The 23,988-nt window shown below is 61.2% G+C and carries 22 protein-coding genes; 12 read left to right on the top strand and 10 right to left on the bottom strand.

Features of this window, described 5'->3' with window-relative positions:
- Positions 1-21 precede the first annotated feature (21 nt).
- Both ACIOUG_RS10850 and ACIOUG_RS10845 read left to right on the top strand, forming a co-directional pair.
- Positions 22-2,508 carry a circularly permuted type 2 ATP-grasp protein gene (locus ACIOUG_RS10850; RefSeq protein ID WP_401065150.1) on the top strand — a complete coding sequence of 829 codons (2,487 nt, stop codon included), beginning with the start codon at positions 22-24 and terminating at the stop codon, positions 2,506-2,508.
- The gene (locus ACIOUG_RS10845; protein WP_401065147.1) at positions 2,508-3,398 is read left to right on the top strand and encodes a transglutaminase N-terminal domain-containing protein; all 891 of its coding nucleotides are present in this window, start codon (positions 2,508-2,510) and stop codon (positions 3,396-3,398) included. The genes ACIOUG_RS10850 and ACIOUG_RS10845 overlap by 1 nt, the downstream gene beginning before the upstream one ends.
- 154 nt (positions 3,399-3,552) lie before the next feature.
- Here the strand turns inward: ACIOUG_RS10845 and ACIOUG_RS10840 are convergent, their stop codons facing one another.
- A complete protein-coding gene (locus ACIOUG_RS10840; RefSeq protein ID WP_226499909.1) occupies positions 3,553-3,741 on the bottom strand; it encodes a hypothetical protein in 189 nt (62 codons plus the stop codon).
- 68 nt (positions 3,742-3,809) lie between these two features.
- A complete protein-coding gene (locus ACIOUG_RS10835) occupies positions 3,810-4,397 on the bottom strand; it encodes a TIGR00730 family Rossman fold protein (protein ID WP_003221147.1) in 588 nt (195 codons plus the stop codon).
- Between the two features lie 340 nt (positions 4,398-4,737).
- Here ACIOUG_RS10835 and azu point away from each other — a divergent pair, with 340 nt between their 5' ends.
- Positions 4,738-5,184, top strand: coding sequence for an azurin (gene azu / locus ACIOUG_RS10830; protein ID WP_098966950.1), 447 nt, complete (start codon positions 4,738-4,740; stop codon positions 5,182-5,184).
- A gap of 198 nt (positions 5,185-5,382) precedes the next feature.
- Here azu and nadE read toward each other — a convergent pair whose 3' ends face one another.
- The 3 genes from nadE to ACIOUG_RS10815 all read right to left on the bottom strand — a co-directional run bounded on the left by nadE (position 5,383) and on the right by ACIOUG_RS10815 (position 8,476).
- Positions 5,383-6,210 (bottom strand): ammonia-dependent NAD(+) synthetase, encoded by an 828-nt coding sequence (nadE, locus tag ACIOUG_RS10825; protein ID WP_103485073.1) that lies wholly within the window; start codon positions 6,208-6,210, stop codon positions 5,383-5,385.
- A 4-nt stretch (positions 6,211-6,214) separates the two neighbouring features.
- Entirely contained in the window at positions 6,215-7,438 is a 1,224-nt protein-coding gene (gene pncB, locus ACIOUG_RS10820; protein ID WP_064585723.1) for a nicotinate phosphoribosyltransferase, read from the bottom strand.
- A 126-nt stretch (positions 7,439-7,564) separates the two neighbouring features.
- Positions 7,565-8,476 carry a LysR family transcriptional regulator gene (locus ACIOUG_RS10815; protein ID WP_401065142.1) on the bottom strand — a complete coding sequence of 304 codons (912 nt, stop codon included), beginning with the start codon at positions 8,474-8,476 and terminating at the stop codon, positions 7,565-7,567.
- Positions 8,477-8,642: 166 nt separating this feature from the next.
- Between ACIOUG_RS10815 and ACIOUG_RS10810 the strand changes: the two genes are divergently transcribed.
- From ACIOUG_RS10810 to ACIOUG_RS10770, 9 genes are all read left to right on the top strand, one after another.
- Complete coding sequence (locus ACIOUG_RS10810) at positions 8,643-10,133, top strand: aldehyde dehydrogenase family protein (RefSeq protein ID WP_401065140.1); 1,491 nt, start codon at positions 8,643-8,645, stop codon at positions 10,131-10,133.
- A 143-nt stretch (positions 10,134-10,276) separates the two neighbouring features.
- The gene (locus ACIOUG_RS10805; protein WP_401065137.1) at positions 10,277-11,560 is read left to right on the top strand and encodes an NAD(P)/FAD-dependent oxidoreductase; all 1,284 of its coding nucleotides are present in this window, start codon (positions 10,277-10,279) and stop codon (positions 11,558-11,560) included.
- Positions 11,561-11,928: 368 nt separating this feature from the next.
- Positions 11,929-13,062 (top strand): ABC transporter substrate-binding protein, encoded by a 1,134-nt coding sequence (locus tag ACIOUG_RS10800; protein WP_025111828.1) that lies wholly within the window; start codon positions 11,929-11,931, stop codon positions 13,060-13,062.
- A gap of 238 nt (positions 13,063-13,300) precedes the next feature.
- The gene (locus tag ACIOUG_RS10795; RefSeq protein WP_003221160.1) at positions 13,301-14,215 is read left to right on the top strand and encodes an ABC transporter permease subunit; all 915 of its coding nucleotides are present in this window, start codon (positions 13,301-13,303) and stop codon (positions 14,213-14,215) included.
- 3 nt (positions 14,216-14,218) lie between these two features.
- A complete protein-coding gene (gene livM / locus ACIOUG_RS10790) occupies positions 14,219-15,520 on the top strand; it encodes a high-affinity branched-chain amino acid ABC transporter permease LivM (RefSeq protein ID WP_003221162.1) in 1,302 nt (433 codons plus the stop codon).
- Entirely contained in the window at positions 15,517-16,389 is an 873-nt protein-coding gene (locus tag ACIOUG_RS10785) for an ABC transporter ATP-binding protein (protein ID WP_401065133.1), read from the top strand. The genes livM and ACIOUG_RS10785 overlap by 4 nt, the downstream gene beginning before the upstream one ends.
- Positions 16,386-17,102, top strand: coding sequence for an ABC transporter ATP-binding protein (locus tag ACIOUG_RS10780; protein ID WP_047600666.1), 717 nt, complete (start codon positions 16,386-16,388; stop codon positions 17,100-17,102). Before ACIOUG_RS10785 ends, ACIOUG_RS10780 begins: the two co-directional genes overlap by 4 nt.
- Positions 17,103-18,045: 943 nt before the next feature.
- Positions 18,046-18,810: an SDR family oxidoreductase gene (locus ACIOUG_RS10775; protein ID WP_401065130.1), complete on the top strand. Its 765-nt coding sequence runs from the start codon at positions 18,046-18,048 to the stop codon at positions 18,808-18,810.
- A 198-nt stretch (positions 18,811-19,008) separates the two neighbouring features.
- Positions 19,009-19,914 (top strand): cation diffusion facilitator family transporter, encoded by a 906-nt coding sequence (locus tag ACIOUG_RS10770; protein ID WP_401065127.1) that lies wholly within the window; start codon positions 19,009-19,011, stop codon positions 19,912-19,914.
- A gap of 130 nt (positions 19,915-20,044) precedes the next feature.
- Here the strand turns inward: ACIOUG_RS10770 and ACIOUG_RS10765 are convergent, their stop codons facing one another.
- From ACIOUG_RS10765 to ureE, 5 genes are all read right to left on the bottom strand, one after another.
- Positions 20,045-21,178 (bottom strand): AGE family epimerase/isomerase, encoded by a 1,134-nt coding sequence (locus ACIOUG_RS10765; protein WP_401065124.1) that lies wholly within the window; start codon positions 21,176-21,178, stop codon positions 20,045-20,047.
- 317 nt (positions 21,179-21,495) lie between these two features.
- Complete coding sequence (locus ACIOUG_RS10760) at positions 21,496-22,068, bottom strand: HupE/UreJ family protein (protein ID WP_401065121.1); 573 nt, start codon at positions 22,066-22,068, stop codon at positions 21,496-21,498.
- Positions 22,069-22,095: 27 nt separating this feature from the next.
- Positions 22,096-22,710: an urease accessory protein UreG gene (gene ureG / locus ACIOUG_RS10755; RefSeq protein ID WP_103368037.1), complete on the bottom strand. Its 615-nt coding sequence runs from the start codon at positions 22,708-22,710 to the stop codon at positions 22,096-22,098.
- 10 nt (positions 22,711-22,720) lie between these two features.
- Positions 22,721-23,395 carry an urease accessory protein UreF gene (locus ACIOUG_RS10750; protein ID WP_401065118.1) on the bottom strand — a complete coding sequence of 225 codons (675 nt, stop codon included), beginning with the start codon at positions 23,393-23,395 and terminating at the stop codon, positions 22,721-22,723.
- Entirely contained in the window at positions 23,392-23,892 is a 501-nt protein-coding gene (gene ureE, locus ACIOUG_RS10745) for an urease accessory protein UreE (protein WP_003221180.1), read from the bottom strand. Before ureE ends, ACIOUG_RS10750 begins: the two co-directional genes overlap by 4 nt.
- Positions 23,893-23,988 lie beyond the last annotated feature (96 nt).

The raw sequence follows: 23,988 nt of genomic DNA, 5'->3' as shown, positions 1-23,988 counted from the left end.
CTGCTGTCTGCCGAGCTTTCCATGCCTGACCTGCTAGACCGCTACCCGCTGACCGCGGGCACTTATCACGAACTGCTGAATGACAGCGGGGAAGTGCGCCCGCACTGGCGGCGGCTGTTCGATCAATTGCAGCGCAGCACCCCGGCGCAACTGCTGCAGCGGCAGGCGTTGCTGGCCCGGCAGATTCAGGAAAACGGCGTGACCTACAACGTCTATGCCGATCCCAAGGGCGCTGACCGCCCGTGGGAGCTGGACCTGCTGCCGCACGTGATTGCTGCTGATGAGTGGCAGCAACTGTCGGCGGGGATTGCCCAGCGTGCCCGCCTGCTCAACGCGGTACTGGCCGATCTGTACGGGCCGCAGCGGCTGATCAGCGAAGGACTGTTACCCGCGGAGCTGGTGTTCGGCCACAACAATTTTCTCTGGCCCTGTCAGGGCATCGCGCTACAGGAAGATGCCTTTCTGCATCTGTACGCCGTGGACCTGGCGCGCACGCCGGACGGGCGCTGGTGGGTCACCGCTGATCGTACCCAGGCACCCTCGGGCGCGGGTTATGCGTTGGAAAACCGCACCATCGTTTCGCGGGCGTTTCCCGAGTTGTACCGCGATCTGAAAGTGCAGCACCTGGCCGGATTCTTCCGCACCCTGCAGGAAACCCTCGCGCGTCAGGCGCCGTGTGCCGACGACGCGCCGCTGGTGGTGCTGCTGACGCCGGGGCGCTTCAACGAAAGCTACTTCGAACACCTTTATCTGGCGCGCCAGCTCGGTTACCCGCTGGTGGAGGGCGGCGACCTCACCGTGCGCGATGCCACGGTGTACCTGAAAACCCTCAGCGGTCTGCGCCGGGTGCACGCGATCATGCGCCGGCTCGACGATGACTTCTGCGATCCGCTGGAGCTGCGCACCGATTCGGCACTCGGTGTGCCCGGCTTGCTGGAAGCGGTGCGTCAGGGCCGGGTGCTGGTGGCCAACGCGTTGGGCAGCGGCGTGCTGGAGTCGCCGGGATTGCTCGGATTTTTGCCGAAGATCAATCAGTACCTGTTCGGCGAAGAACTGCTGCTGCCGTCCATCGCCACCTGGTGGTGCGGCGAGGCGCCGGTGCTGGCGCAGGCGTTGGAAAAGCTTCCCGAGCTGCTGATCAAACCGGCATTCCCCTCGCAAAGCTTCGCGCCGGTATTCGGCCGCGATCTGAGTGAACAACAGCGCCAGGCACTCGCCGAGCGCATGCAGGCGCGGCCTTACGCGTATGTCGCGCAAGAGTTGGCGCAGCTGTCCCAGGCGCCGATCTGGCAGGCCGAAGACGGCCACCTGCAACCGCGAGCGATCGGCATGCGCGTGTACGCGGTGGCCAGTGGCGACGGTTATCGCGTATTGCCCGGGGGGCTGACCCGGGTCGCCGCCGAGGCCGATGCCGAAGTGGTGTCGATGCAGCGCGGTGGCGCGAGCAAGGACACCTGGGTGCTGGGCGAGCGTGCGCCGAGTGGCGAACAATGGAAAACCCAGCGCAACGTCGGCGTGCACGATCTGGTGCGCCGCGATCCTTATCTGCCGTCGCGGGTGGTGGAGAACCTGTTCTGGTTCGGCCGTTACTGCGAGCGCTGCGACGACAGTGCGCGACTGCTGCGGATCATGCTCGCGCGGTATGTCGATGGCGATGATCCGCAAGCGTTGCAGGCCGCTGTGGAGCTGGGCGAGCGTCTGATGTTGCTGCCGGAGGAGGGTGAGTTGCCGGAGCGGCTGCTGGCGGCGCTGCTCGGCGAGGACTGGTCGTTCAGTCTGCGCTCCAACCTGCAGCGCTTGCAGTGGGCGGCCTCGCAGGTGCGCGGCAAGCTTTCGCGGGAGAACTGGCAGGCCTTGGTCGAGTTGCAGCGCGAGGCAATGGAGCTGGACACCGAGGAGCCGGACTTCGGCGAGTTGCTGGATTTCCTCAACCGACTGGTGATGTCGCTGGCGGCGCTCTCGGGTTTCGCGCTCGACGACATGACCCGCGACGAAGGCTGGCGCTTTCTGATGATCGGCCGGCGGATCGAACGCTTGCAGTTTCTCAGCCGCAGTCTGGCCGCATTTCTGCGCGGCGCCGGGGCGTTCGATCAGGCCGGGCTGGAATGGCTGCTGGAACTGGGCAACAGCAGCATCACCTACCGTTCGCGGTACCTGGCGGTGGCGCAGTTGATTCCGGTGCTCGACCTGTTGCTGCTGGATGAGCAGAACCCGCACGCGGTGCTGTTCCAGTTGAAACTGGTGACCCGTACGCTCAAACGCCTGAATGATGATTTCGGTGTGCCTCGCGAGACCGGGTTGCCGCAATTGGTCGAGCGTCTGGCGCGGTTCGATCTGGGGTGTCTGGAAAACCCGCTGTTCGGGGAGAACAGCGTGCGTGCCGCGCTCGATGGACTGGCGGATCTGCTGCAAGAGATTGCCGAGGCCAGCGGGCAAGTATCGGATCGTCTGGCGCTGCGCCACTTTGCCCATGTCGACGATGTCAGCCAGCGTACGGTGTCCGTCTGATGAGCGCGCACTACCAGATCTTTCACGACACCTGTTACCACTACGACAGCCCGGTTTCGCTGGCACAGCAACTGGCGCACCTGTGGCCGCGTGAGTGCACATGGCAGCGCTGCACCGCACAGCAATTGCTGATCAGCCCGCAGCCGACCACGCGGCGGGATGAACTGGATGTGTTCGGCAATCCGCTGACCCGGCTGGCGTTCGAGCGTCCGCATGATGAGTTGCAGGTCAACGCGCGGCTCACGGTTGAGGTGCTGGCGCGGCCGCGAGCGGATTTCAATCTGTCCCCGGCGTGGGAGCAGACGCGCAACGCGCTGAGCTACAGCAGCCAGCCGTTGTCCGCCGAGACGCTGGAGGCGTGTCGCTATCGGTTTCAGTCACCCTACGTGCATTTGAAACGCAGCTTCGTCGAATTTTCCGAAAGCTGTTTTCCGCCGGGCAAGCCCTTGTTGTTGGGCGTGCAGGCCTTGATGCAGAAAATTTTCAGCGAATTCACCTTCGATGCCGAGGCCACGCAAGTGGCGACGCCGCTGGTCGAGGTGCTGGAGCGCCGACGCGGCGTGTGTCAGGACTTCGCCCACCTGATGCTTGCCTGCGTGCGTTCACGGGGGCTGGCGGCGCGTTACATCAGTGGTTATCTGTTGACCCAGCCACCGCCGGGGCAGCCACGGCTGATCGGCGCCGACGCGTCGCATGCGTGGGTCTCGGTGTTTTGTCCGGTGCTGGGCTGGGTGGATTTCGATCCGACCAACAACGTGCAGCCGGCGCTGGAGCACATCACCCTGGCGTGGGGCCGGGATTTTTCCGATGTGTCGCCGTTGCGCGGGGTGATTCTGGGGGGCGGTTCACATGATCCGGAAGTGCGGGTCACGGTGATGCCATTGGAATAAGGAAAATCGAGTGTGGGGAGCTTTTGTGGCGAGGGGATTCATCCCCGATCGGCTGCGAAGCAGTCGCAAAACAATTTGGGGCCGCTTCGCGACCCATCGGGGATGAATCCCCTCACCACAGATCGCTCCCGCAGGGAGCGAATCAGCAATCAGCTCAGGCGTCAGGCGCCTGGTCTTTCGGTGCATCAACAACATCATCATCGTTGTCGGTCGCCACTTCACCGTCAGGGTTCTGTGCCGCTTCTTCAGCCAACTGTTTCTTGCGCTGAAGCTTTTCCTCTTTCTTCTTTTCCTTTTCCAGGTCTCGTTGACGTTTGGCGAAGGAGTAATTGGGTTTGGCCATGGGCGATCCTCTGGGGTCGAAGGTGAGGTTGAGCGGCGCGTATTCTGCCCTGTATCGGTGCCCGGCGGTTAGCCGGGTTTTTGGTCGACCCACTTGGGCGTGACGGTCGGCTTCCAGTTATCCAGGGCGTCGAGCAGCGTTTGGGCTGATTCGCTCACTTGCAGCATGTCACGGTGTGGGGCGCGAACGAAGCCTTCGCCGACGATATGGTCAAGAAAAGCGGTGAGTTTGCTGTAAAAACCGTTCACCTCAAGCAGCCCCAGCGGCTTGCCGTGGTAGCCGAGCTGGCCCCAGGTCCAGACTTCGAACAGCTCTTCCAGCGTGCCGAGACCGCCGGGCAATGCAATGAACGCATCGCTCAGCTCGGCCATGCGGGCCTTGCGCGCGTGCATGCCATCGACGACTTCGAGGCGGGTCAGGCTTTTGTGGCCGATCTCCTTGTCCATCAGGCTTTGCGGAATGATCCCGATCACTTCGCCGCCGGCAGCCAGTGCGGCGTCCGCCACCAGGCCCATCAGGCCCACGGCGCCACCGCCATACACCAGCGTCAGCTGGCGCTCGGCGAGAGCCCGGCCAAGGGCTTGGGCGGCTTCGGTGTAAGCCGGATCGGTGCCGGCGTTGGCACCGCAAAAAACACAAACGGATTTGAGAGACATGCCTTCCTCCTGGGTCAATCCGTCACAGGGTAATGGCTGGCACGCCTCGATCCAAGGGCTAAGCTTCGCGTTCTGGCGATTCAAAGGTACCGCTGGCGCCACAGGCGTAGGCGGCGAGCAAACTGCACAACAGACCGTTAAAGAACATGACAGGCACTCCGTTTCAGTAGATGCGCCGATCATAGGCCCGGCCATGGATTCTGGCCGGTAGATTGTTTCGATGAGTGTCATAGCCTGAAAGTTGTATACAATTTTTGACTCAAGTCATAGGAACTTGCGAAGATTTCAGGCAGTCTTTCCACCATTAGTGTTTTTGTTAACCCTGCCTTGGAGATTCACCATGTTTTCCAAAGTTGTTGCGGTATCCCTGCTGGCGCTGGCCAGCAGCCAATTGATGGCTGCCGAGTGCAAAACCACCGTTGATTCCACCGACCAGATGTCCTTCAACACCAAGGAGATCGTGATCGACAAGAGCTGCAAGACCTTCACCGTCGAACTGACTCACTCCGGCAGCCTGCCGAAGAACGTCATGGGCCATAACCTGGTGGTCAGCAAAACCGCTGACATGCAGCCGATCGCCACCGACGGCCTGGCCGCTGGCATCGACAAGAACTACCTGAAAGACGGCGACGAGCGCGTTATCGCTCACACCAAGATCATCGGCGCCGGCGAGAAAGACACGCTGACCATTGATGTATCGAAGCTGACTGCCGGTACCGATTACGGCTTCTTCTGCTCGTTCCCGGGCCACATCTCGATGATGAAAGGCACCATTGCTGTGAAGTAAGCAGGCTCACCGCGTTATCGTTCTTCGCGAGCAAGCCCGCTCCCACAGGGTTTGTGTCGGTCACACATTTTGTGAACAACCGGGACACTGTGGGAGCGGGCTTGCCCGCGAAGAGGCCATCAGCATCGACAGATGAACTGGCCAAAGAAAAGCCCGCTGAGGATCGCTCCTCAGCGGGCTTTTTCATTGAGTCGCTGATCAAGGCGCAAACGGCATCACACGCTTGTGATGGGTCTTGTTATAGGTGCTGACGATGATGTCGAACGCTTCCTGACGCACAGGCTCGCCGTGCAGGAAGGCGTCGATCTCGGCGTAGGTCACGCCGTGGGAGGCTTCGTCCGGTTTGCCCGGCGACAGGTCTTCCAGATCCGCGGTCGGCACTTTTTCCACCAGCGATTCCGGTGCGCCGAAGCTGCGGGCAATCGCCCGGACCTGGTTTTTCACCAGGCCGCTGAGCGGGGCCAGGTCGCAGGCGCCGTCACCGAACTTGGTGAAGAAACCCATCACCGCTTCCGCCGCATGGTCGGTGCCGATCACCAGCCCGTGCGCCGCGCCGGCGATGGTGTACTGGGCGACCATGCGCATCCGCGCCTTGGTGTTGCCGAGCACGAAATCCACCGACACCGCGTGTTTGCCTTCGAACGCCGCGACTTCACTGGCCAGCGATTTGACCGCCGGGCCGATGTTCACGGTGTGGCGTTCGTCCGGGGCGATGAAATCCACCGAAGCCTGGGCGTCGTGTTCATCGAACTGGGTTTCGTACGGCAGGCGCACGGCGATGAACTTGTAGGCGTCGTCGCCGGTGCGCTCGCGCAGTTCACGCATGGCGCGCTGAGCCAGCAGGCCGGCGGTCAGCGAGTCGACGCCGCCACTGATGCCCAACACCAGGGTCTTGAGGCCGGAATTGACCAGGCAATCCTGGATAAAGGTGATGCGCCGGGCGACTTCCGCTTCGAGGGCCTGATGCCCGGCGAATGGCGGTTGCACCTTGAGCTGTTCAGCAATCTCACGCTGTACGGCTTGCATGAATTCACTCCTTGCTAGATAGACTGGAATCGGCAGGAACCTGGAACACATGTCGCAAATAGGCGACGAAATTCGGGTCTTTGCAGTGGGTCTTGCCGGGCTCGTCGGAGATCTTCGCCACCGGCTGGCCGTTGCAGGCGGTCATTTTAAGCACGATGCTCATCGGTTCGACACCCGGAATATCACACGTCAGGTTGGTGCCGATGCCAAAGCTGACGTTGATCCGCCCGTGCAGCGCGCGGAAGATCTCCAGCGACTTCGGCAGGGTCAGGCTGTCGGAGAACACCAGGGTCTTGCTCATCGGGTCGATGCCGAGCTTGTGGTAGTGGGCGATGCATTTTTCGCCCCACTGCACCGGATCCCCTGAATCGTGGCGCAGACCGTCGAAGAGCTTGGCGAAGAACAGGTCAAAGTCGCCGAGGAAGGCGTCGGTGGTGATGCAATCGGTGAGCGCAATCCCCAGCAGGCCACGGTATTCGCGCACCCAGCAATCGAGGGCGGCGATCTGGCTGTCGATCAAGCGTGGGCCGAGTTGTTGGTGGGCCATGATCCATTCATGGGCCATGGTGCCCAGCGGTTTCATGTCCAGCTCGCGGGACAGGTGCACGTTGCTGGTGCCGACAAAGCGCCCGGGGAAATCGTGCTTGAGCACGTTGACCACTTCTTCCTGCACACGGTACGAAAAGCGCCGGCGGGTGCCGAAGTCGGCGACCTGCAATTGCGCCAGTTCGTCGGCCGAGGCGTTGGCGCTGAGCCAGTCGAACTTGCGATACAGCTGTTCCCGCGCCTGCACCAGTTCGATTTCCCGGTAGCGATAGCGGTTGCGCACTTCGCTGACGATCGCCAGCAGCGGCACTTCGTAGAGGATCACATGCAGCCACGGGCCGCGCAGACGAATGAACAACTCGCCGTTCTCGATGCCGGTGTGCAGGTAGCGCAGGTTGAAGCGGAACAGGCCGAGAAACCGCAGGAAGTCCGGTTTGAGGAAGCTGATGCGCTCAAGAAAGCTCAACTGGTCGGCACTCAGGCTCAGTTCAGCCAGACGCTCGATCTGGTAGCGAATCTCGGCCAGATACGGCCGCAGATCCTCGCTGTTACGGCAACGAAATTCCCATTCGACTTCGACGTTGGGGTAGTTGTGCAGCACCGCCTGCATCATCGTCAGTTTGTAGAAGTCGGTGTCGAGCAGGTTCTGCACGATGCGATCGGCAAACACACTCTCGCTCATAAACGGGGTCTCCAGGTGCACCGCGCGGTTGCGCGGGATCAATCAATGACGCTAGTGGCGCATATCAGGGACGAAGATTGCCAGCAATTTTTGGCAGGTGAAGATCATTTGTGGTGAGGGGATTACTCAGACCTTTTGAACCGCTGGGCTATCAATCTGCTCCAGCATCCACTTCACAAAATCCCGCACCTTCGGCACTTCCGCCGCATGCTCCGGGTAGGCCAGGTAGTAGGCGTCGGAACTGGGCATTGCATGCTGCCAAGGAATGACCAGTTTGCCGTCGGCCAATTCCTCTTCCACCAGAAACCGTGGCAACAACGCCACGCCGCAGCCGACCTGAGCGGCGCGGATGCACATATAAAAGGTTTCGAAACGCGGCCCGTGGTAGCTGTGTTCGGTGTGGTAACCCTGGCTGTCGAACCAGTCGTGCCAGGCCTGTGGGCGCGAGGCGTTTTGCAGCAACACCAGGTCGGTCAGTTGCGTCGGGTCGGTGAAGGGCGTATCGGGCAGGCTGCCGGGTGCGCAGACCGGCACCAGCTCTTCGCCGAACAGCTTCAGGCATTCGGTGCCGGGGCGTGAGCCCTGGCCGAAATAGAACGCCAGATCGCTGCGCCCCTGCAGCAGGTCATCGGCCTCCTGCTCGTTGCACAAGTCGAGATGGATCGACGGGTGGCGCAGGCGCCAGCCCTTCAGACGCGGCACCAGCCAGCGGGCGCCGAAGGTCGAAGGCGTAGAAACGCGCAGGACTTCGGTCTCACCGCCGTAGGAACGCAGGTAGTGCGTGGACATTTCCACCTGAGTGAGGATTTTTCGGACTTCCACCAGGTACAGATCCCCGGCCGGGGTCATCTGCAAACGCCGACGCACCCGGCGGAACAACAAGTGCTGCAACAATTCCTCAAGCTGCGCGACCTGTTTGCTGACGGCGCTCTGGGTCAGGTTCAGCTCTTCGGCGGCCCGGGTGAAGCTCAGGTGCCGGGTCACGGCTTCGAAGCACTGCAACGCGGTGATCGACGGCAAGTGGCGTTTGTTCAGCATGGGTGATCCCTTTTTTCTTGTCTTTCTATGCGCAGCATGAATAAACGGAATGATATCTCGCGTAAAGGTCGTTTGTTGCCTTGCCTTCGGGAAGCTACAACTAAAGGCCTGCCCGGTCGCGAAAATGCGGCCGCACACATTCAGTTTTTCGCTTGAGGAGTGACCCATGGTTGCCGCATTGCTTGATCGTCTTGGTGTGAACCCGGCCCTGTACCAGAACGGCAAAGTGCCGGTGCATTCGCCCATCGACGGCAGCCGCATCGCCGCCGTGAACTGGGAAGGCCCGGCCGAAGTCGAGCAGCACATCAGTCGCGCAGATCATGCGTTCGAACTGTGGCGCAAGGTGCCGGCCCCGCGTCGCGGCGAGCTGGTGCGTCAGTTCGGCGAAGTGCTGCGCGAATACAAGGCCGACCTCGGCGAACTGGTGTCGTGGGAAGCGGGCAAGATCACTCAGGAAGGCCTCGGTGAAGTGCAGGAGATGATCGACATCTGCGACTTCGCCGTCGGCCTGTCGCGTCAGCTGTACGGTTTGACCATCGCCTCCGAGCGTCCGGGCCACCACATGCGTGAAACCTGGCATCCGCTGGGCGTGGTCGGCGTGATCAGTGCGTTCAACTTCCCGGTCGCGGTGTGGGCGTGGAACACCACACTGGCGCTGGTCTGCGGCAACCCGGTGGTGTGGAAACCGTCGGAGAAAACCCCGCTGACCGCACTGGCCTGCCAGGCACTGTTCGAGCGCGTGGTGAAGAATTTCAGCGATGCGCCGGCGCACCTGTGCCAAGTGATCATCGGTGGCCGTGACGCCGGTGAAGCGCTGGTGGATGACCCGCGTGTGGCGCTGATCAGCGCCACCGGCAGCACCCGCATGGGCCGCGAAGTGGCGCCGAAAGTCGCCGCGCGTTTCGCCCGCAGCATCCTCGAACTGGGCGGCAACAACGCGATGATTCTCGGCCCGAGCGCCGATCTGGACATGGCCGTGCGCGCCATCCTGTTCAGTGCGGTCGGTACCGCCGGGCAGCGTTGCACCACCCTGCGGCGGCTGATCGCCCATGAATCGGTGAAGGAAGAAATCGTCACCCGCCTCAAAGCCGCGTACGCCAAAGTGCGCATCGGCCATCCGCTGGAAGGCAATCTGGTCGGCCCGCTGATCGACAAACACAGCTTCGAAAACATGCAGGACGCGCTGGAGCAGGCGTTGAGCGAGGGCGGTCGGGTGTTCGGCGGCAAGCGTCAGCTCGAAGAGCAATTCCCCAACGCCTACTACGTGTCGCCGGCCATTGTGGAAATGCCGGAGCAGAGTGATGTGGTCTGCAGCGAAACCTTTGCGCCGATCCTCTACGTGGTCGGCTACAGCGACTTCCAGGAAGCGCTGCGCCTGAACAATGCGGTGCCGCAAGGCCTGTCGTCGTGCATCTTCACCACCGACGTGCGTGAGGCCGAGCAGTTCATGTCGGCGGTCGGCAGCGACTGCGGCATCGCCAACGTCAACATCGGCCCGAGCGGCGCGGAAATCGGCGGCGCGTTTGGTGGCGAGAAGGAGACCGGTGGCGGTCGTGAGTCCGGCTCTGACGCCTGGCGCGCGTACATGCGCCGCCAGACCAATACCGTGAACTACTCGCTGGAGTTGCCGCTGGCGCAGGGCATCACCTTCGACTGAAATTGAGCAAAAGCTGAAAAGATCGCAGCCTTCGGCAGCTCCTACAGGGCTGCGGTTGGCTGCGGTTTTGTAGGAGCTGCCGAAGGCTGCGATCTTTTTAGTGCCCACAACGCAATTGGTTAGGTTTCTGTTGGAGTCTGGCAATGCCGTTACGCGAAGAATGTCTGTGGGAAAAACTCACGCCGCAACGCCCGGATAACACCGCGCTGCGGGGTGAGGTCAAAGTCGATGTCTGCGTGATCGGCGCCGGGTTTACCGGGTTGTCGGCGGCGCTGCATCTGTTGGAAAAAGGCAAAAGCGTTTGCGTGCTCGAAGCGCATCGTGCCGGGCATGGCGGCTCCGGACGCAACGTCGGGCTGGTCAACGCCGGCATGTGGATCCCGCCGGACGAGATCGAAGCCGGATTCGGCGAAGCGGTCGGCAGTCAGCTCAACCGCATGCTCGGGGCGGCGCCGGCGCTGGTGTTCAGCCTTGTGGATAAATACAACATTGATTGCCAGTTGCGCCGCGAAGGCACTCTGCACATGGCGCACAACGCCAAGGGCGAGGCGGATCTGCGCAGTCGCGAGCAGCAATGGAAGCGCCGTGGAGCACCGGTTGAACTGCTCACCGGCAAGGCCTGCGAACAAGCCACCGGTACGCAGAAGATCGCCGCCGCACTGCTTGACCGCCGCGCCGGCACGCTCAACCCGATGGCCTATGTCACTGGCCTCGCCAACGCGGTAAAGGGCCTGGGCGGACAGATGTTCGATCACTCGCCGGTTACCCGTCTCGAACGCGTGGGCCAGCAATGGTCAGTGCAGACCGAAAACGGTTCGGTGCTTGCCGAGCAAGTGGTGATCGCCTCCAACGCCTACACCGAAGGCGACTGGACCGAACTCAAACGCAATTTCTTCCCCGGTTACTACTATCAGGTCGCTTCGGTGCCGCTGACCGAAGACGCCGCCCATGACATCCTCCCCGGCGGGCAGGGCTCGTGGGACACGCGGCAGGTGCTGAGCAGCATCCGTCGTGACAAGGACGGCCGGTTGTTGCTCGGCAGTCTGGGCAATGGCAATCAGAAACCGACGTGGTTCCTCAAGGCCTGGGCCGATCGCGTGCAGCAGCATTATTTCCCCCATCTGAAACCGGTGGAATGGGAATGCACCTGGACCGGGCGCATCGCCTTCACCCCCGATCACTTGATGCGGCTGTTCGAGCCGGCACCCGGACTGGTGGCCGTCACCGGTTACAACGGTCGCGGCGTGACCACTGGCACCGTGGTCGGCAAAGCCTTCGCCGACTACCTGTGTAACGGAAATCCTCAAGCCCTGCCGATCCCCTTCGCACCGATGCAGCCCCTGGCCGGTGTCGGCCTGCGCAGTTGTCTGTACGAGGCCGGATTCTCGCTGTATCACGCGGGCCAGTGCCTGCGCATTGTCATCTGAGTGTTGAAATTTGTTGCTTGGCGCGGCGCTTTTCGATGCAGCGACTAGCCTGTAATGGTGCGGGTTGTAGCAGTCCCGCACCAGCAGTGTGCAGTTCGGTGACGCGAGCTGTTACAGGCTGGTTGCACGTCGTTTGGTGCCGCGGTTGCAATGATGGCGCAAGCGGGTTGCGCCTCAGATTTAAAAAGGTTTCACCTTCCGCGGTTTAGACGGTTGCACGCCCAATGAAAATGGGAACGAAACAGTCGAAATAACAAGAAAGCAGCGACTTTTTGAAGAATAAAAAACCGATGGCACGGCGCTTGCTCAGAGCATTCAGTGAAGTGAAGTCGCAGTGCCAACTAAAAAAAACCTTGGAGCACCACCTCATGTCCCAGACGTTTTACAAGAAAGGCTTTCTGGCCCTCGCAGTGGCTACTGCGTTGGGTGTTTCTGCGTTTGCTCAAGCTGATGTGAAAATCGGTGTAGCGGGTCCAATGACTGGCGCCAACGCGGCATTTGGCGAGCAGTACATGAAGGGTGCACAGGCAGCGGCGGACGCGGTCAACGCGGCGGGCGGCGTCAACGGCGAGAAAATCGTACTGGTCAAGGGCGATGACGCCTGCGAACCGAAACAGGCGGTGACGGTTGCCAAGGACCTGGTCAACCAGAAGGTTGCCGGTGTGGTCGGTCACTTCTGCTCCTCTTCCACCATTCCAGCCTCGGAAATCTACGACGAAGCCGGCGTTATCGCGATCACCCCGGGTTCCACCAACCCGCAAGTGACCGAGCGCGGTCTGAGCGCGATGTTCCGTATGTGTGGGCGTGACGACCAGCAAGGCATCGTGGCTGGCGACTACATCGTCGACGTGCTCAAGGGCAAGAAAGTCGCGGTGATCCACGACAAGGACACCTACGGTCAAGGCCTGGCCGATGCGACCAAAGCCCAGTTGATCAAGCGTGGCGTGACCCCGGTGATCTACGAAGGTCTGACCCGTGGCGAGAAAGACTTCAGCGCCCTGGTCACCAAGATCCGCGCTGCAGGCGCCGACGTCGTGTACTTCGGCGGTCTGCACCCGGAAGCCGGCCCACTGGTCAAGCAACTGCGCACCGAAGGCCTGAAAGACGTGAAGTTCATGTCTGACGACGGCATCGTTACCGACGAACTGGTGACCACCGCTGGCGGCCCGCAATACGTCGACGGCGTGCTGATGACCTTCGGCGCCGACCCGCGCCTGCTGCCGGAAAGCAAGGCGGTGGTCGAGCAGTTCCGCAAGGCCGGTACCGAGCCTGAGGGCTACACCCTGTACGCCTACGCTTCGATCCAGACCCTGGCGGCCGGTTTCAATGGCGCCAAGTCCAACAGTGGCGAAAAAGCCGCCGAGTGGCTGAAGGCCAACCCGGTGAAAACCGTCATGGGCGAGAAAGCCTGGGACAAGAAGGGCGACCTGAAAGTGTCCGACTACGTGGTTTACCAGTGGGACGCGAGCGGTAAATACCATCAGCTGGAAAAACAGAAGTAAGGGCTGACGCGATCATCCGAACACCATGAACCCCTGTGGGAGCGGGGTCGCTCGCGAATGCGGGATGTCAGTCGCCATCAACGGTAGCTGATACACCGCTTTCGCGAGCAAGCCCGCTCCCACAGGAGGCGATGGTGTTCCGGGGGAACGTGTCTGCATTGCTCCGACGTAAATCTGTATTTTTCCTAGAAGAACCGCCCGCTCCGGTGGGCAGGTTCTCATTGCGTGAGATTGCGTTATGGATGGTATTTTCCTGCAGCAACTGGTCAACGGCCTGACCCTCGGGTCGGTCTATGGCCTGATCGCCATCGGCTACACAATGGTCTACGGCATCATCGGCATGATCAACTTCGCCCACGGCGAGGTTTACATGATTTCCGCGTACCTCGCGGCAATCAGTCTGGCTCTGCTGGCTTACTTCGGTATCGAATCCTTCCCGCTGTTGATGCTCGGCACGCTGGTCTTCACCATCGTTGTCACCGGCGTCTATGGCTGGGTAATCGAACGCGTCGCCTACAAACCTCTGCGCAACTCCACCCGACTGGCACCGCTGATCAGCGCCATCGGTATCTCCCTGATCCTGCAAAACTATGCCCAGATCAGCCAGGGCGCCCGTCAACAGGGTGTTCCGACGCTGCTCACCGGTGCCTGGCGCATCGACGTCGGCACAGGGTTCGTCCAGCTCACCTACACCAAGGTGTTCATTCTGGTCGCCGCGTTCGTCGGCATGGGGCTGCTGACCTACGTGATCAAGTACACCAAGCTCGGCCGCATGTGCCGCGCCACCCAGCAAGACCGCAAGATGGCTTCGATCCTTGGGATCAACACCGACCGGGTGATTTCCTACGTGTTCATCATTGGTGCAGCAATGGCGGCGCTGGCCGGCGTGCTGATCACCATGAACTACGGCACGTTCGACTTCTACGCCGGCTTCGTCATCGGCATCAAGGCGTTTACCGCCGCCGTGCTTGGCGGGATCGGCTCACTGCCCGGCGCGATGCTCGGCGGGATCATTCTCGGGATCTCCGAGTCGCTGTTCTCGGGCCTGGTCAACTCCGACTACAAAGACGTGTTCAGCTTCTCGCTGCTCGTACTTGTTCTGGTCTTCCGGCCTCAGGGCCTGTTGGGCCGTCCTCTTGTGTCGAAGGTGTAAGCGATGTCTTCAACCACCCAAAAATCCATCGATATCAAAAAAAGTCTGGTTGAGGCGATTCTGGCCGGCCTCATTGCCCTGATCGTGTTTGGCCCGATTGTCGGCGTCGTGCTCGAAGGCTACAGCTTCAATCTTGAGCCGACCCGCGTTGCGTGGCTTATCGGCATTGTGATGATCGGCCGCTTTGCCTTGAGCCTGTTTCTGCAGACGCCCAGGGGCCTGAAGATTCTCGACGGCTTCGAGAGCACCGGTTCCGGTGTGCACGTGCTGCCTGCCGACCATAAATCCTCGCTGCGCTGGATCATCCCGCTGCTGATTGTGCTCGCGGTCATCGTGCCGTTTGTCTCCAACTCGTACCTGCTGGGCGTGGTCATCCTCGGGTTGATCTACGTGCTGCTGGGGCTGGGGCTGAACATCGTGGTCGGTCTGGCCGGCCTGCTCGACCTCGGTTACGTGGCGTTCTACGCCATCGGCGCCTACGGTCTGGCGCTCGGTTATCAATACCTCGGGCTGGGCTTCTGGACCGTACTGCCATTGGCGGCGATCACCGCTGGCCTGGCCGGCTGCATCCTCGGTTTCCCGGTACTGCGTCTGCACGGCGACTATCTGGCGATCGTGACCCTGGGCTTCGGTGAAATCATCCGCCTGATCCTCAACAACTGGCTGTCGCTGACCGGCGGTCCGAACGGGATGCCGGCGCCACTGCCGACGTTCTTCGGCCTGGAATTCGGCAAGCGCGCCAAGGATGGCGGGGTGCCGTTCCATGAGTTCTTCGGCATCGCCTACAACCCGGACGTGAAGTATTACTTCATCTACGCGGTGTTGTTCCTGGTGGTGCTGGCCGTGCTGTACATCAAGCATCGTCTGGTGAAAATGCCGGTGGGTCGCGCCTGGGAAGCCCTGCGCGAAGATGAAATCGCTTGCCGCTCGATGGGCCTGAACCACGTGTTGGTCAAGCTCTCGGCGTTTACCATCGGTGCATCGACCGCGGGCCTGGCCGGGGTGTTTTTCGCCACCTACCAGGGCTTCGTCAACCCGACCTCGTTCACCTTCTTCGAATCGGCACTGATCCTCGCTATCGTCGTGCTCGGCGGCATGGGTTCGACCATCGGCGTGGTGATCGCGGCATTCGTGTTGACGGTTGCTCCGGAACTGTTGCGCGGCTTCGCTGAATACCGCGTGCTGCTGTTCGGCATCCTGATGGTGTTGATGATGATCTGGCGACCACGCGGGCTGATCCGCATCAGCCGTACCGGGGTTACTCCACGCAAAGGTGCCATTCACTATGAGAGGACTGCGCCATGAGTGAAGTCGTACTCTCTGTGGAAAAACTGATGATGCACTTCGGTGGCATCAAGGCTTTGAGCGATGTCAGCCTCAAGGTCAAACGCAACTCGATCTTCGCCCTGATCGGGCCGAACGGCGCTGGCAAGACCACGGTGTTCAACTGCCTGACCGGGTTCTACAAGGCATCCGGCGGCAAGATCGAACTCAACGTGCGCGGCAAGCAGACCAATGTCATCCAACTGCTGGGTGAGTCGTTCAAACCGACCGACTTCGTCTCGCCGAAAAGCTTCCTCAGTCGCCTGTACTACAAGATGTTCGGCGGCACGCACCTGGTGAACCGCGCCGGGCTGGCCCGGACGTTCCAGAACATTCGCCTGTTCAAGGAAATGTCGGTGCTGGAAAACCTGCTGGTGGCGCAGCACATGTGGGTCAACCGCAACATGCTCGCTGGCGTCCTCAACACCAAGGGTTATCGCAAGGCCGAAAGTGATGCGCTGGACTGCGCGTTCTACTGGCTCGAAGTGGTCGATCTGGTGGACTGCGCCAACCGCCTGGCCGGTGAACTGTCCTACGGTCAGCAACGCCGTCTGGAGATCGCCCGGGCCATGTGCACGCGGCCGCAGATCATCTGCCTCGACGAACCGGCCGCCGGCCTCAACCCTCAGGAAACCGAAGCGCTGAGCGCGATGATCCGGCTGCTGCGCGACGAGCATGATCTGACCGTAGTGCTGATCGAACACGACATGGGCATGGTAATGAGCATTTCCGACCACATCGTGGTGCTGGATCACGGCGTGGTCATCGCCGAAGGCGGGCCGGACGCGATCCGCAACGATCCGAAAGTGATTGCCGCCTACCTGGGCGCAGACGAAGAGGAGCTGGTATGAGCAAACCGATCCTCGAACTGAAAGATCTGGACGTGTTCTACGGCCCGATCCAGGCCCTCAAAGGTGTATCGCTGCAGATCAACGAAGGCGAGACCGTCAGCCTGATCGGCTCCAACGGCGCGGGTAAATCGACGCTGCTGATGTCGATCTTCGGCCAGCCGCGCGCGGCGGGCGGGCAGATCCTCTATCAAGGCGTCGACATCACCCACAAGTCCTCGCACTACATCGCCTCCAACGGCATCGCGCAGTCGCCGGAAGGGCGGCGGGTGTTCCCCGACATGACCGTCGAGGAGAACCTGCTGATGGGCACCATCCCGATTGGCGACAAGTACGCCAAGGAGGACATGCAGCGCATGTTCGAGCTGTTCCCGCGGCTCGAAGAACGCCGCACTCAGCGGGCGATGACCATGTCCGGCGGCGAGCAGCAAATGCTTGCCATTGCCCGCGCCCTGATGAGCCGGCCGAAGCTGTTGTTGCTCGATGAGCCGAGCCTGGGGTTGGCGCCGATTGTGGTGAAGCAGATCTTCGCCACCCTGCGGGAACTGGCGAAAACCGGCATGACCATCTTCCTCGTCGAGCAGAACGCCAACCATGCGCTGAAGCTGTCGGATCGGGCGTATGTGATGGTCAACGGCGAGATTCGCCTGACTGGTACCGGTAAGGAGTTGTTGGTGAATGAGGAGGTGCGTAACGCTTATCTGGGCGGGCACTGATTCAATCGTTGTCATGCACAGCCCCGGCGACGCGAGTCCCGGGGCTTTTTACATCTCAAGTCCACACAGATCCCCCTGTAGGAGCTGCCGAAGGCTGCGATCTTTTGATGTCGTTGTGAAGATCAAAAGATCGCAGCCTTCGGCAGCTCCTACATGGAATCAAGCCAGGACATCAAGCACATTCTGAAATTGTGGAAAACAAATTCCCACACCTGCCAAAGCGCGACATATAGACGCTGCAAATGGCTGTTTTTCCACAGTTTCGACTTGTCCCCGTTTGCTGTGGAGCTGGCTGTGAATAACGTGGGAGTAGCTGGCTGCAGCCCTTGTGAACCGTGGCTTGCGGGCTGGTGATTGATTTTTGAGCAGGCTTTTTTGCGGAAGCTGAAGACGCTGTTGTCAACCTTTTTCTAGGCTGCGCTGTAGAGGCAATTCCATGTGAACAAGCCTGTGGATAAGTCTGTGATTAAACTCTGGAAAGACCGCGCTGAGGGCCGTAATTACTGGCCTCGCGCAATCATCGGGCTGACCGACCGGTCGTGCAAAATGCCATCTCCGGCACAACAGCCGCTTCAGGGTCAAGCAAAAAACTTTCTATTTCCCGCGCAAAGCCTTGTGCGACGCGGCTTTGCGCGTTTCCACTTGCCCCCGGAAACTGTGGAAGGGACTGTGGATAACGTGCGTGCACATGGCTACAGGCCACGCCCCACACGGCTTAGCAGCGGTTGATCAAATTTTGATCTGAAATGCGTTTGTGTAGGAGCTGCCGCAGGCTGCGATCTTTCGATTTTGCAGAGCAAGATCAAAAGATCGTCCGAACGCGGCCCGAACCTGCGGCAGCTCCTACATGGGTTGATGTTGCTCGCCCGTGCCGGGCCGGGCATGCTGGCTGCTGATTTTCTATTCCAATGGCTGCGCTGGCGGCCGACGCAAGGAGAACACGATGTCCAACACCCTGTTTATTACCGGCGCAACCTCCGGTTTTGGTGAAGCCTGTGCCCGTCGTTTTGCTGAGGCTGGCTGGAAACTGGTGTTGACCGGTCGTCGTGCAGAACGTCTCGACGCGCTGTGCGCCGAACTGTCGAAGCACACCGAAGTGCATGGCCTGGTGCTCGACGTACGTGACCGCAAGGCGATGGAAGAGGCAATTGCCAATCTGCCGCCGTCGTTCGCCAAGCTGCGCGGCCTGATCAACAACGCCGGGCTGGCGCTGGGCGTCGATCCGGCACCGAAATGCGACCTCGACGACTGGGACACCATGGTCGATACCAACGTCAAAGGCCTGATGTACAGCACCCGTCTGCTGTTGCCACGGTTGATCGCCCACGGCCGTGGCGCCGGCATCGTCAATCTTGGCTCCATCGCTGGCAACTACCCGTACCCGGGCAGCCACGTGTATGGCGCGACCAAGGCGTTCGTCAAACAATTCTCGCTGAACCTGCGCTGCGACCTGCAGGGCACTGGCGTGCGGGTCAGCAACATCGAGCCCGGCCTGTGCGAAAGCGAGTTCTCGCTGGTGCGCTTTGCCGGTGATCAGGAACGCTACAACGCCACCTACGCCGGGGCCGAGCCGATCCAGCCGCAGGACATCGCCGAGACCATCTTCTGGGTCCTCAACGCGCCGGCACACATCAACATCAACAGTCTGGAGCTGATGCCGGTGAGCCAGACCTGGGCCGGGTTAGCCATCGAGCGTAACAAGGCGTAAGACCGCATAATGGCCATCGCTGGCAAGCCAGCTCCCACAGGATCGTCGGTATACATAAATCTTGTAATCGACTCGGTACCTGTGGGAGCTGGCTTGCCAGCGATGAGGCCGTAACAGGCAAAACATGGCAATAAGTTAAACTCTCTCCTCAACAACCCCACCGCATCCTGCGGTTTTCAAGGTTTTCGAGGAGTTAAAGTGAGTAACCGAGGTGAGCAGTCGCTGCTCAAACAATCGACCATCCTGATGTTCGCGGTGTCGATTGCCGGGATCGTTACCGGTTTTGTTTCAGGTTCCCAATCCATCCTTTTCGATGGTTTTTTCTCGCTGATCGCAACTTTTATCAAAGTGCTGATGCTGATCACCGCCCGGCTGATCGCCAAGGAAAGCAACCACCGCTTCCAGTTTGGTTTCTGGCATCTGGAGCCGATGGTGCTGCTGATCGAAGGCAGCTTCCTGCTGTTGATCGCGATCTATGCGTTTCTCAACGGTGTGTTCGGCATCATCAACGGTGGTCGCGAGATCGAGCTGGGGCTGGTGATCATTTACGCGGCGGTTTTCACCGTGGTCGAATTCGCCTACTTCTTCTACGTCCGTCGGCGCAATCGCAAGCTCAAGTCGAGCCTGATCCAGTTCGACAACATCAGCTGGCTGGTGGACGCGATGCTCTCGGTCGGCCTGTTGATCAGTTTTCTCGCCGCGTTGCTGCTCAAGGCCCAGGGCTTCGACGAGTGGGCGAAGTTTGTCGACCCGCTGATCCTGATCGTACTGGCCCTGACCATGTTGCCACCGGCGTTCAAGATCCTCGGCCCGGCGTTGCGCGATGTATTGGGTATTGCCCCGGATACGCTGGATGATCAGGTGCGCCAGGTAATGGAAGCGGCAAAGGTCGAGCATGGTTTCGACGATTTCGTGACCTACGTGCAGAAGCACGGTCGGGCGCGATTCATCGAGATTCATGTGGTGTTGCCGGCGGATTATGCGCTGAGCAATGTGGGTCAGCTGGATGCGTTGCGCGAGGAGATCTCGGCGCAGCTCGGCGAGCCGGATGCGGCGCGCTGGTTGACCATCAGCTTTACCGGCGACAAGAAGTGGATTGCCTGATTCAGAACTGTTGAATCTTCTGTGGCGAGCGAGCTTGCTCGCGCTGGGCTGCGAAGCGGCCCTAGATTTTTGTGAGTGCTGCGCACTCAAGCGGGAGCAAGCTCCCTCGCCACAGGATAAGTTCAGTCAGTTAGTTCAGATATTCAGCCAGCCCGCTGTAGCACGTCGCCAAGTGATAAGGCGTCGTCGAAGGCATGTCCTTGCGGCTGACTTCTCCCTGTTCATCCCGGCATTCATGCCACCCGCCCGCATGCAGAAAACGCTGTTGCAGCGCCTGCAACTGGCGCAGCACTGCAGCTTCGCTGTCCGCACGCAAGGTCAGCGCGCGCAGGTATTCAGCCTGAGCCCAGATCCGCTGAGTCGAATCTTTCGGGCGACCGTCCAGTTGCAGATCGAGCATCGCCCGCACCGCACCTGAAGGTTGTTCCACGCCAAATTGCTCGGTGAAAGCGAATGCCCGATCCAGCGCTGCATGCAGTTTCGATCCGCGCAGCAGTGGCGACGAGTCAAGCAGGAAATACCACTCGAACTGATGTCCCGGCTCGTACCAGTTATCCACAGCCCCCAGCGGTTTCTCCATCAACACGCCGTGTTGCGGGTCGACGAACTGCTTGTGCATGGCTGTGCATAACTCGACCAGCGCTTGCTGCGTCGCCGCGTCTTCACGCACCGCGAGGGCGGCGAGGAACGCTTCGGCCAGGTGCATCAGCGGGTTTTGCAGCGGGCCGGTTTGCAGGGTGCTCCAGTCGCGTTCCAGACACGCTTCGTACAGGCCGTCACCGGTGGCGAAGCGGCGGCCGATCACTTCCAGCGCGGCGTTGAGCGTTGATTCCACCAGCGGCTCGCGGGACTTGGCCCAGTAATGGGCGCAGGCGAACAGGATGAAGGCGTGGGTGTAGAGGTCTTTGCGCTGATCCAGCGGCTTGCCCTGTGCGTCGATGCTGTAGAACCAGCCACCGTGCTCGGCATCGTGGAAATGCCGTTGCAGCGAGCGGAACAGCGCGGCGGCGCGCACCTCGGCGTTATCCACAACCCCGATCAGGCTGGAAAACAGGTACAGCTGCCGTGCGCAGGCCATCGCCCGATAGCGTTGCGCTGGCAAAGGTTGATGCGCTGCGTCGAGTGCCTCGTAGGGCAGCGCCATGTCGGCGTTCCAGCCCGGGCCTTGCCAGAGCGGCACGATCACGTTCAGAAAGTGCTGTTGCACGTCGCTGAACAGGGCGGTCAATTCGGGCAGGGAGGTGGAGCGGGAAGCATGGGGCATTGGCGGACGTCGTCACGGCTGGGGCGATTGCGCGACATGGTAGCAGAGCGACGGCCTGATGAGACGCGGTGTCTGTCAGTCCGCCTTCGCGAGCAAGCCCGCTCCCACAATTGAATCGGGTTCGCAGCATGACTCTTCCACCATTGAACTGAATTCGCGACCTGATTCTGTAGGAGCTGCCGCAGGCTGCGATCTTTTGATCTGGCTTGTAATCGCAAAAGTCAAAAGATCGCAGCCTGCGGCAGCTCCTACAGGAGGATGCATTCCAATTGTGGGAGCGGGCTTGCTCGCGAAGAGGTTGGTTCAGGCGATAGAGATCAACCGGCCAGCAACCAGGCGCCAGTCACCGCCGAAGCAGCACCCGCCACTCGCACCAAGGGTGCAGCAGCCTGAGGCAGGACGCGAACCAGCGCATAACCCGCCGCGTGCAGCGCCGCAGTCGCAACCACGAAACCGGCGGCATACGCCCAAGGGCTGCTCATGTCCGGCAGTTCCAGACCATGCGCCACGCCATGGAACAGCGCAAACAGTGCCGTCGCCGCCACCGCCATCACCAGCGGCGGACGCACCGCCAGCGCCACCGCCAGGCCCAGCGCCAGCACCGAAGCCGCAATCCCGCTTTCCAGCGCCGGCAGTTGCAGCCCTTCAAAGCCGAGCATGCCGCCGATCAGCATGGTGCCGACGAACGTGCACGGCAGCGCCCAACGCGCCGCGCCTTGTTGCTGCGCGGCCCACAGGCCGACCGCGACCATCGCCAGCAAGTGGTCGAGGCCGCCGATCGGGTGGCTGATACCGGCGACCAGACCGCTGTCGCCGTGGCCCGGGTGGGCGAAGGCGAGGGCCGGGGTCAGCAGCAGCGCCACGGTGCCGAGAATGCGTTTGAGTGTCATGGATAAGCTTCCTTGTTGGTCGATGAATCAGGCCGCGTTCAGCAGGCCCTGGCGTTCGATGAAGGCGATGATCTCTTCCAGACCCTGGCCGGTTTTCTGGTTGCTGAAAACGAAGGGCTTGCCGTTGCGCATGCGCTGGGTGTCGCTATCCATCATTTCCAGCGAAGCACCGACCAGCGGCGCCAGGTCGATTTTGTTGATCACCAGCAGGTCGGACTTGCAGATCCCCGGCCCGCCCTTGCGCGGCAGCTTGTCGCCAGCCGAGACGTCGATCACGTAGATGGTCAGGTCCGACAGCTCCGGGCTGAAGGTCGCCGACAGGTTGTCGCCACCGGACTCCACCAGAATCAGGTCGAGCCCCGGAAAGCGTCGGTTCAGTTGATCGACCGCTTCGAGGTTGATCGACGCGTCCTCACGAATCGCCGTGTGCGGGCAGCCACCGGTTTCCACGCCGATGATCCGCTCCGGCGCCAGCGCTTGGTTGCGCACCAGAAAGTCGGCGTCTTCGCGGGTGTAGATGTCGTTGGTGACGACGGCCAGGTTGTAGCGATCGCGCAGTGCAAGGCACAGGGCCAGGGTCAATGCGGTTTTGCCGGAACCGACCGGGCCGCCGATGCCGACGCGCAGAGGTTGTGTGTTCATGGTTGTTCTCCTAAGAGCGAAACAGTCGGCTGTACTGGCGCTCATGCGCCATGCACGCCAGGGACAGGCCGAAGGCGGCGCTGCCGATGTGTTCGGGATGGATGCGGGTGGCGTCCTGCTGCGCCTGTTGCAGCAACGGCAGCAGTTCGCTGGTCAGGCGCTGGGCGGCTTGCTGGCCCAGCGGCAGGGTTTTCATCAGTACCGCGAGTTGGTTTTCCAGCCAGCTCCACAGCCACGCGGCGAGCGCATCCTGCGGGCTGATGTGCCAGGCGCGGGCGGCCAGTGCCCAGCCGAGGGCCAGGTGTGGTTCGGCACATTGCTCAAGAAAACTGCGGGCCGGCACGTCGAGTTCCGGCAGACCGTTGAGCAACTGCTGCAGCGAGTAACCCATCTGCCGGCTCTCCAGATGCAGTTCGCGGGTCTCGCGGCTGGCCCGGTGGGTTTCGCAGATGCGCGCCAACTCGGGCCAGTTTTCCTCGGCAGCGGCCTGACAATGGGCGAGCAGCAGCGGCGCTTCGAAACGCGCGAGGTTGAGCAGCAACTGATCGCTGATCCAGCGCCGGGCGCTGTCCGGGTTGTGCACGCGGCCGTTATCCACCGCCATTTCCAGACCTTGCGAATAGCTGTAGCCGCCAATCGGCAATTGCGGACTGGCCAGGCGCAACAGCGCCCAGGCTGGGTTCATAAACGAACGCCGAACTGGTGCAGTTTCGGCGCGTAGTTGAAGTCCTCGTCGCCATGCCGCGAATGATGATGGCCGCCGCCGTAGGCACCGTGTTCCGGCTGGAACGGCGCTTCAATCGCTTCGACTTGCGCGCCGAGCTGTTCGAGCATGGCCTTGAGCACGTAATCGTCGAGCAGGCGCAGCCAGCCGTCGCCGACTTGCAAGGCGACATGGCGGTTGCCCAAGTGATAGGCGGCGCGGGTCAGTTCGAAGGCATTGGCGCAGGTGACGTGCAGCAGTTGCTCGGGGCGGGCGCAGACGCGGACGATGCGCCCGTCTTCAGCCTGCAGGCATTCGCCGTCATATAACGGCGCCTGACCGCGCTCCAGAAACAACCCGACGTCCTCGCCATCGGCACTGAAACAGCGCAGACGGCTCTTGCTCCGCGCTTCGAAGGTCAGGTGCAACTCGGCGGACCAGACAGGTTGAGGGTCGATTCTGCGATGAATCACCAGCATCGGAAAGCTTCCAGCAGTGGACTTGTAGAGAGGGCTAGAGCAAGGGGCTTGCCAACCGGACGAGATGTAGGAAATCCCTGTCGGAGCGTAGTGGAT

The organism is Pseudomonas sp. NPDC087803 (assembly GCF_044742995.1).
Lineage (GTDB): Bacteria > Pseudomonadota > Gammaproteobacteria > Pseudomonadales > Pseudomonadaceae > Aquipseudomonas.
Note: the sequence above shows the minus strand (reverse complement) of the source record. Positions and strands in the feature narration are given on the sequence as shown.

What these genes read in the sequence shown, in the direction of transcription:
- livM (WP_003221162.1), top strand. Translation starts at nt 14,219, where the DNA reads ATGTCTTCAACCACCCAAAAATCCATCGATATCAAAAAAAGTCTGGTT.
- ACIOUG_RS10780 (WP_047600666.1), top strand. Translation starts at nt 16,386, where the DNA reads ATGAGCAAACCGATCCTCGAACTGAAAGATCTGGACGTGTTCTACGGC.
- ACIOUG_RS10835 (WP_003221147.1), bottom strand. Translation starts at nt 4,397, where the DNA reads ATGTCTCTCAAATCCGTTTGTGTTTTTTGCGGTGCCAACGCCGGCACC.
- pncB (WP_064585723.1), bottom strand. Translation starts at nt 7,438, where the DNA reads ATGAGCGAGAGTGTGTTTGCCGATCGCATCGTGCAGAACCTGCTCGAC.
- ACIOUG_RS10800 (WP_025111828.1), top strand. Translation starts at nt 11,929, where the DNA reads ATGTCCCAGACGTTTTACAAGAAAGGCTTTCTGGCCCTCGCAGTGGCT.
- ACIOUG_RS10775 (WP_401065130.1), top strand. Translation starts at nt 18,046, where the DNA reads ATGTCCAACACCCTGTTTATTACCGGCGCAACCTCCGGTTTTGGTGAA.
- ACIOUG_RS10795 (WP_003221160.1), top strand. Translation starts at nt 13,301, where the DNA reads ATGGATGGTATTTTCCTGCAGCAACTGGTCAACGGCCTGACCCTCGGG.
- ACIOUG_RS10760 (WP_401065121.1), bottom strand. Translation starts at nt 22,068, where the DNA reads ATGACACTCAAACGCATTCTCGGCACCGTGGCGCTGCTGCTGACCCCG.
- nadE (WP_103485073.1), bottom strand. Translation starts at nt 6,210, where the DNA reads ATGCAAGCCGTACAGCGTGAGATTGCTGAACAGCTCAAGGTGCAACCG.
- ACIOUG_RS10750 (WP_401065118.1), bottom strand. Translation starts at nt 23,395, where the DNA reads ATGAACCCAGCCTGGGCGCTGTTGCGCCTGGCCAGTCCGCAATTGCCG.
- ACIOUG_RS10815 (WP_401065142.1), bottom strand. Translation starts at nt 8,476, where the DNA reads ATGCTGAACAAACGCCACTTGCCGTCGATCACCGCGTTGCAGTGCTTC.
- ACIOUG_RS10850 (WP_401065150.1), top strand. Translation starts at nt 22, where the DNA reads ATGCCTGACCTGCTAGACCGCTACCCGCTGACCGCGGGCACTTATCAC.
- ACIOUG_RS10805 (WP_401065137.1), top strand. Translation starts at nt 10,277, where the DNA reads ATGCCGTTACGCGAAGAATGTCTGTGGGAAAAACTCACGCCGCAACGC.
- ACIOUG_RS10765 (WP_401065124.1), bottom strand. Translation starts at nt 21,178, where the DNA reads ATGCCCCATGCTTCCCGCTCCACCTCCCTGCCCGAATTGACCGCCCTG.
- ACIOUG_RS10785 (WP_401065133.1), top strand. Translation starts at nt 15,517, where the DNA reads ATGAGTGAAGTCGTACTCTCTGTGGAAAAACTGATGATGCACTTCGGT.
- azu (WP_098966950.1), top strand. Translation starts at nt 4,738, where the DNA reads ATGTTTTCCAAAGTTGTTGCGGTATCCCTGCTGGCGCTGGCCAGCAGC.
- ACIOUG_RS10840 (WP_226499909.1), bottom strand. Translation starts at nt 3,741, where the DNA reads ATGGCCAAACCCAATTACTCCTTCGCCAAACGTCAACGAGACCTGGAA.
- ACIOUG_RS10810 (WP_401065140.1), top strand. Translation starts at nt 8,643, where the DNA reads ATGGTTGCCGCATTGCTTGATCGTCTTGGTGTGAACCCGGCCCTGTAC.
- ureE (WP_003221180.1), bottom strand. Translation starts at nt 23,892, where the DNA reads ATGCTGGTGATTCATCGCAGAATCGACCCTCAACCTGTCTGGTCCGCC.
- ureG (WP_103368037.1), bottom strand. Translation starts at nt 22,710, where the DNA reads ATGAACACACAACCTCTGCGCGTCGGCATCGGCGGCCCGGTCGGTTCC.
- ACIOUG_RS10845 (WP_401065147.1), top strand. Translation starts at nt 2,508, where the DNA reads ATGAGCGCGCACTACCAGATCTTTCACGACACCTGTTACCACTACGAC.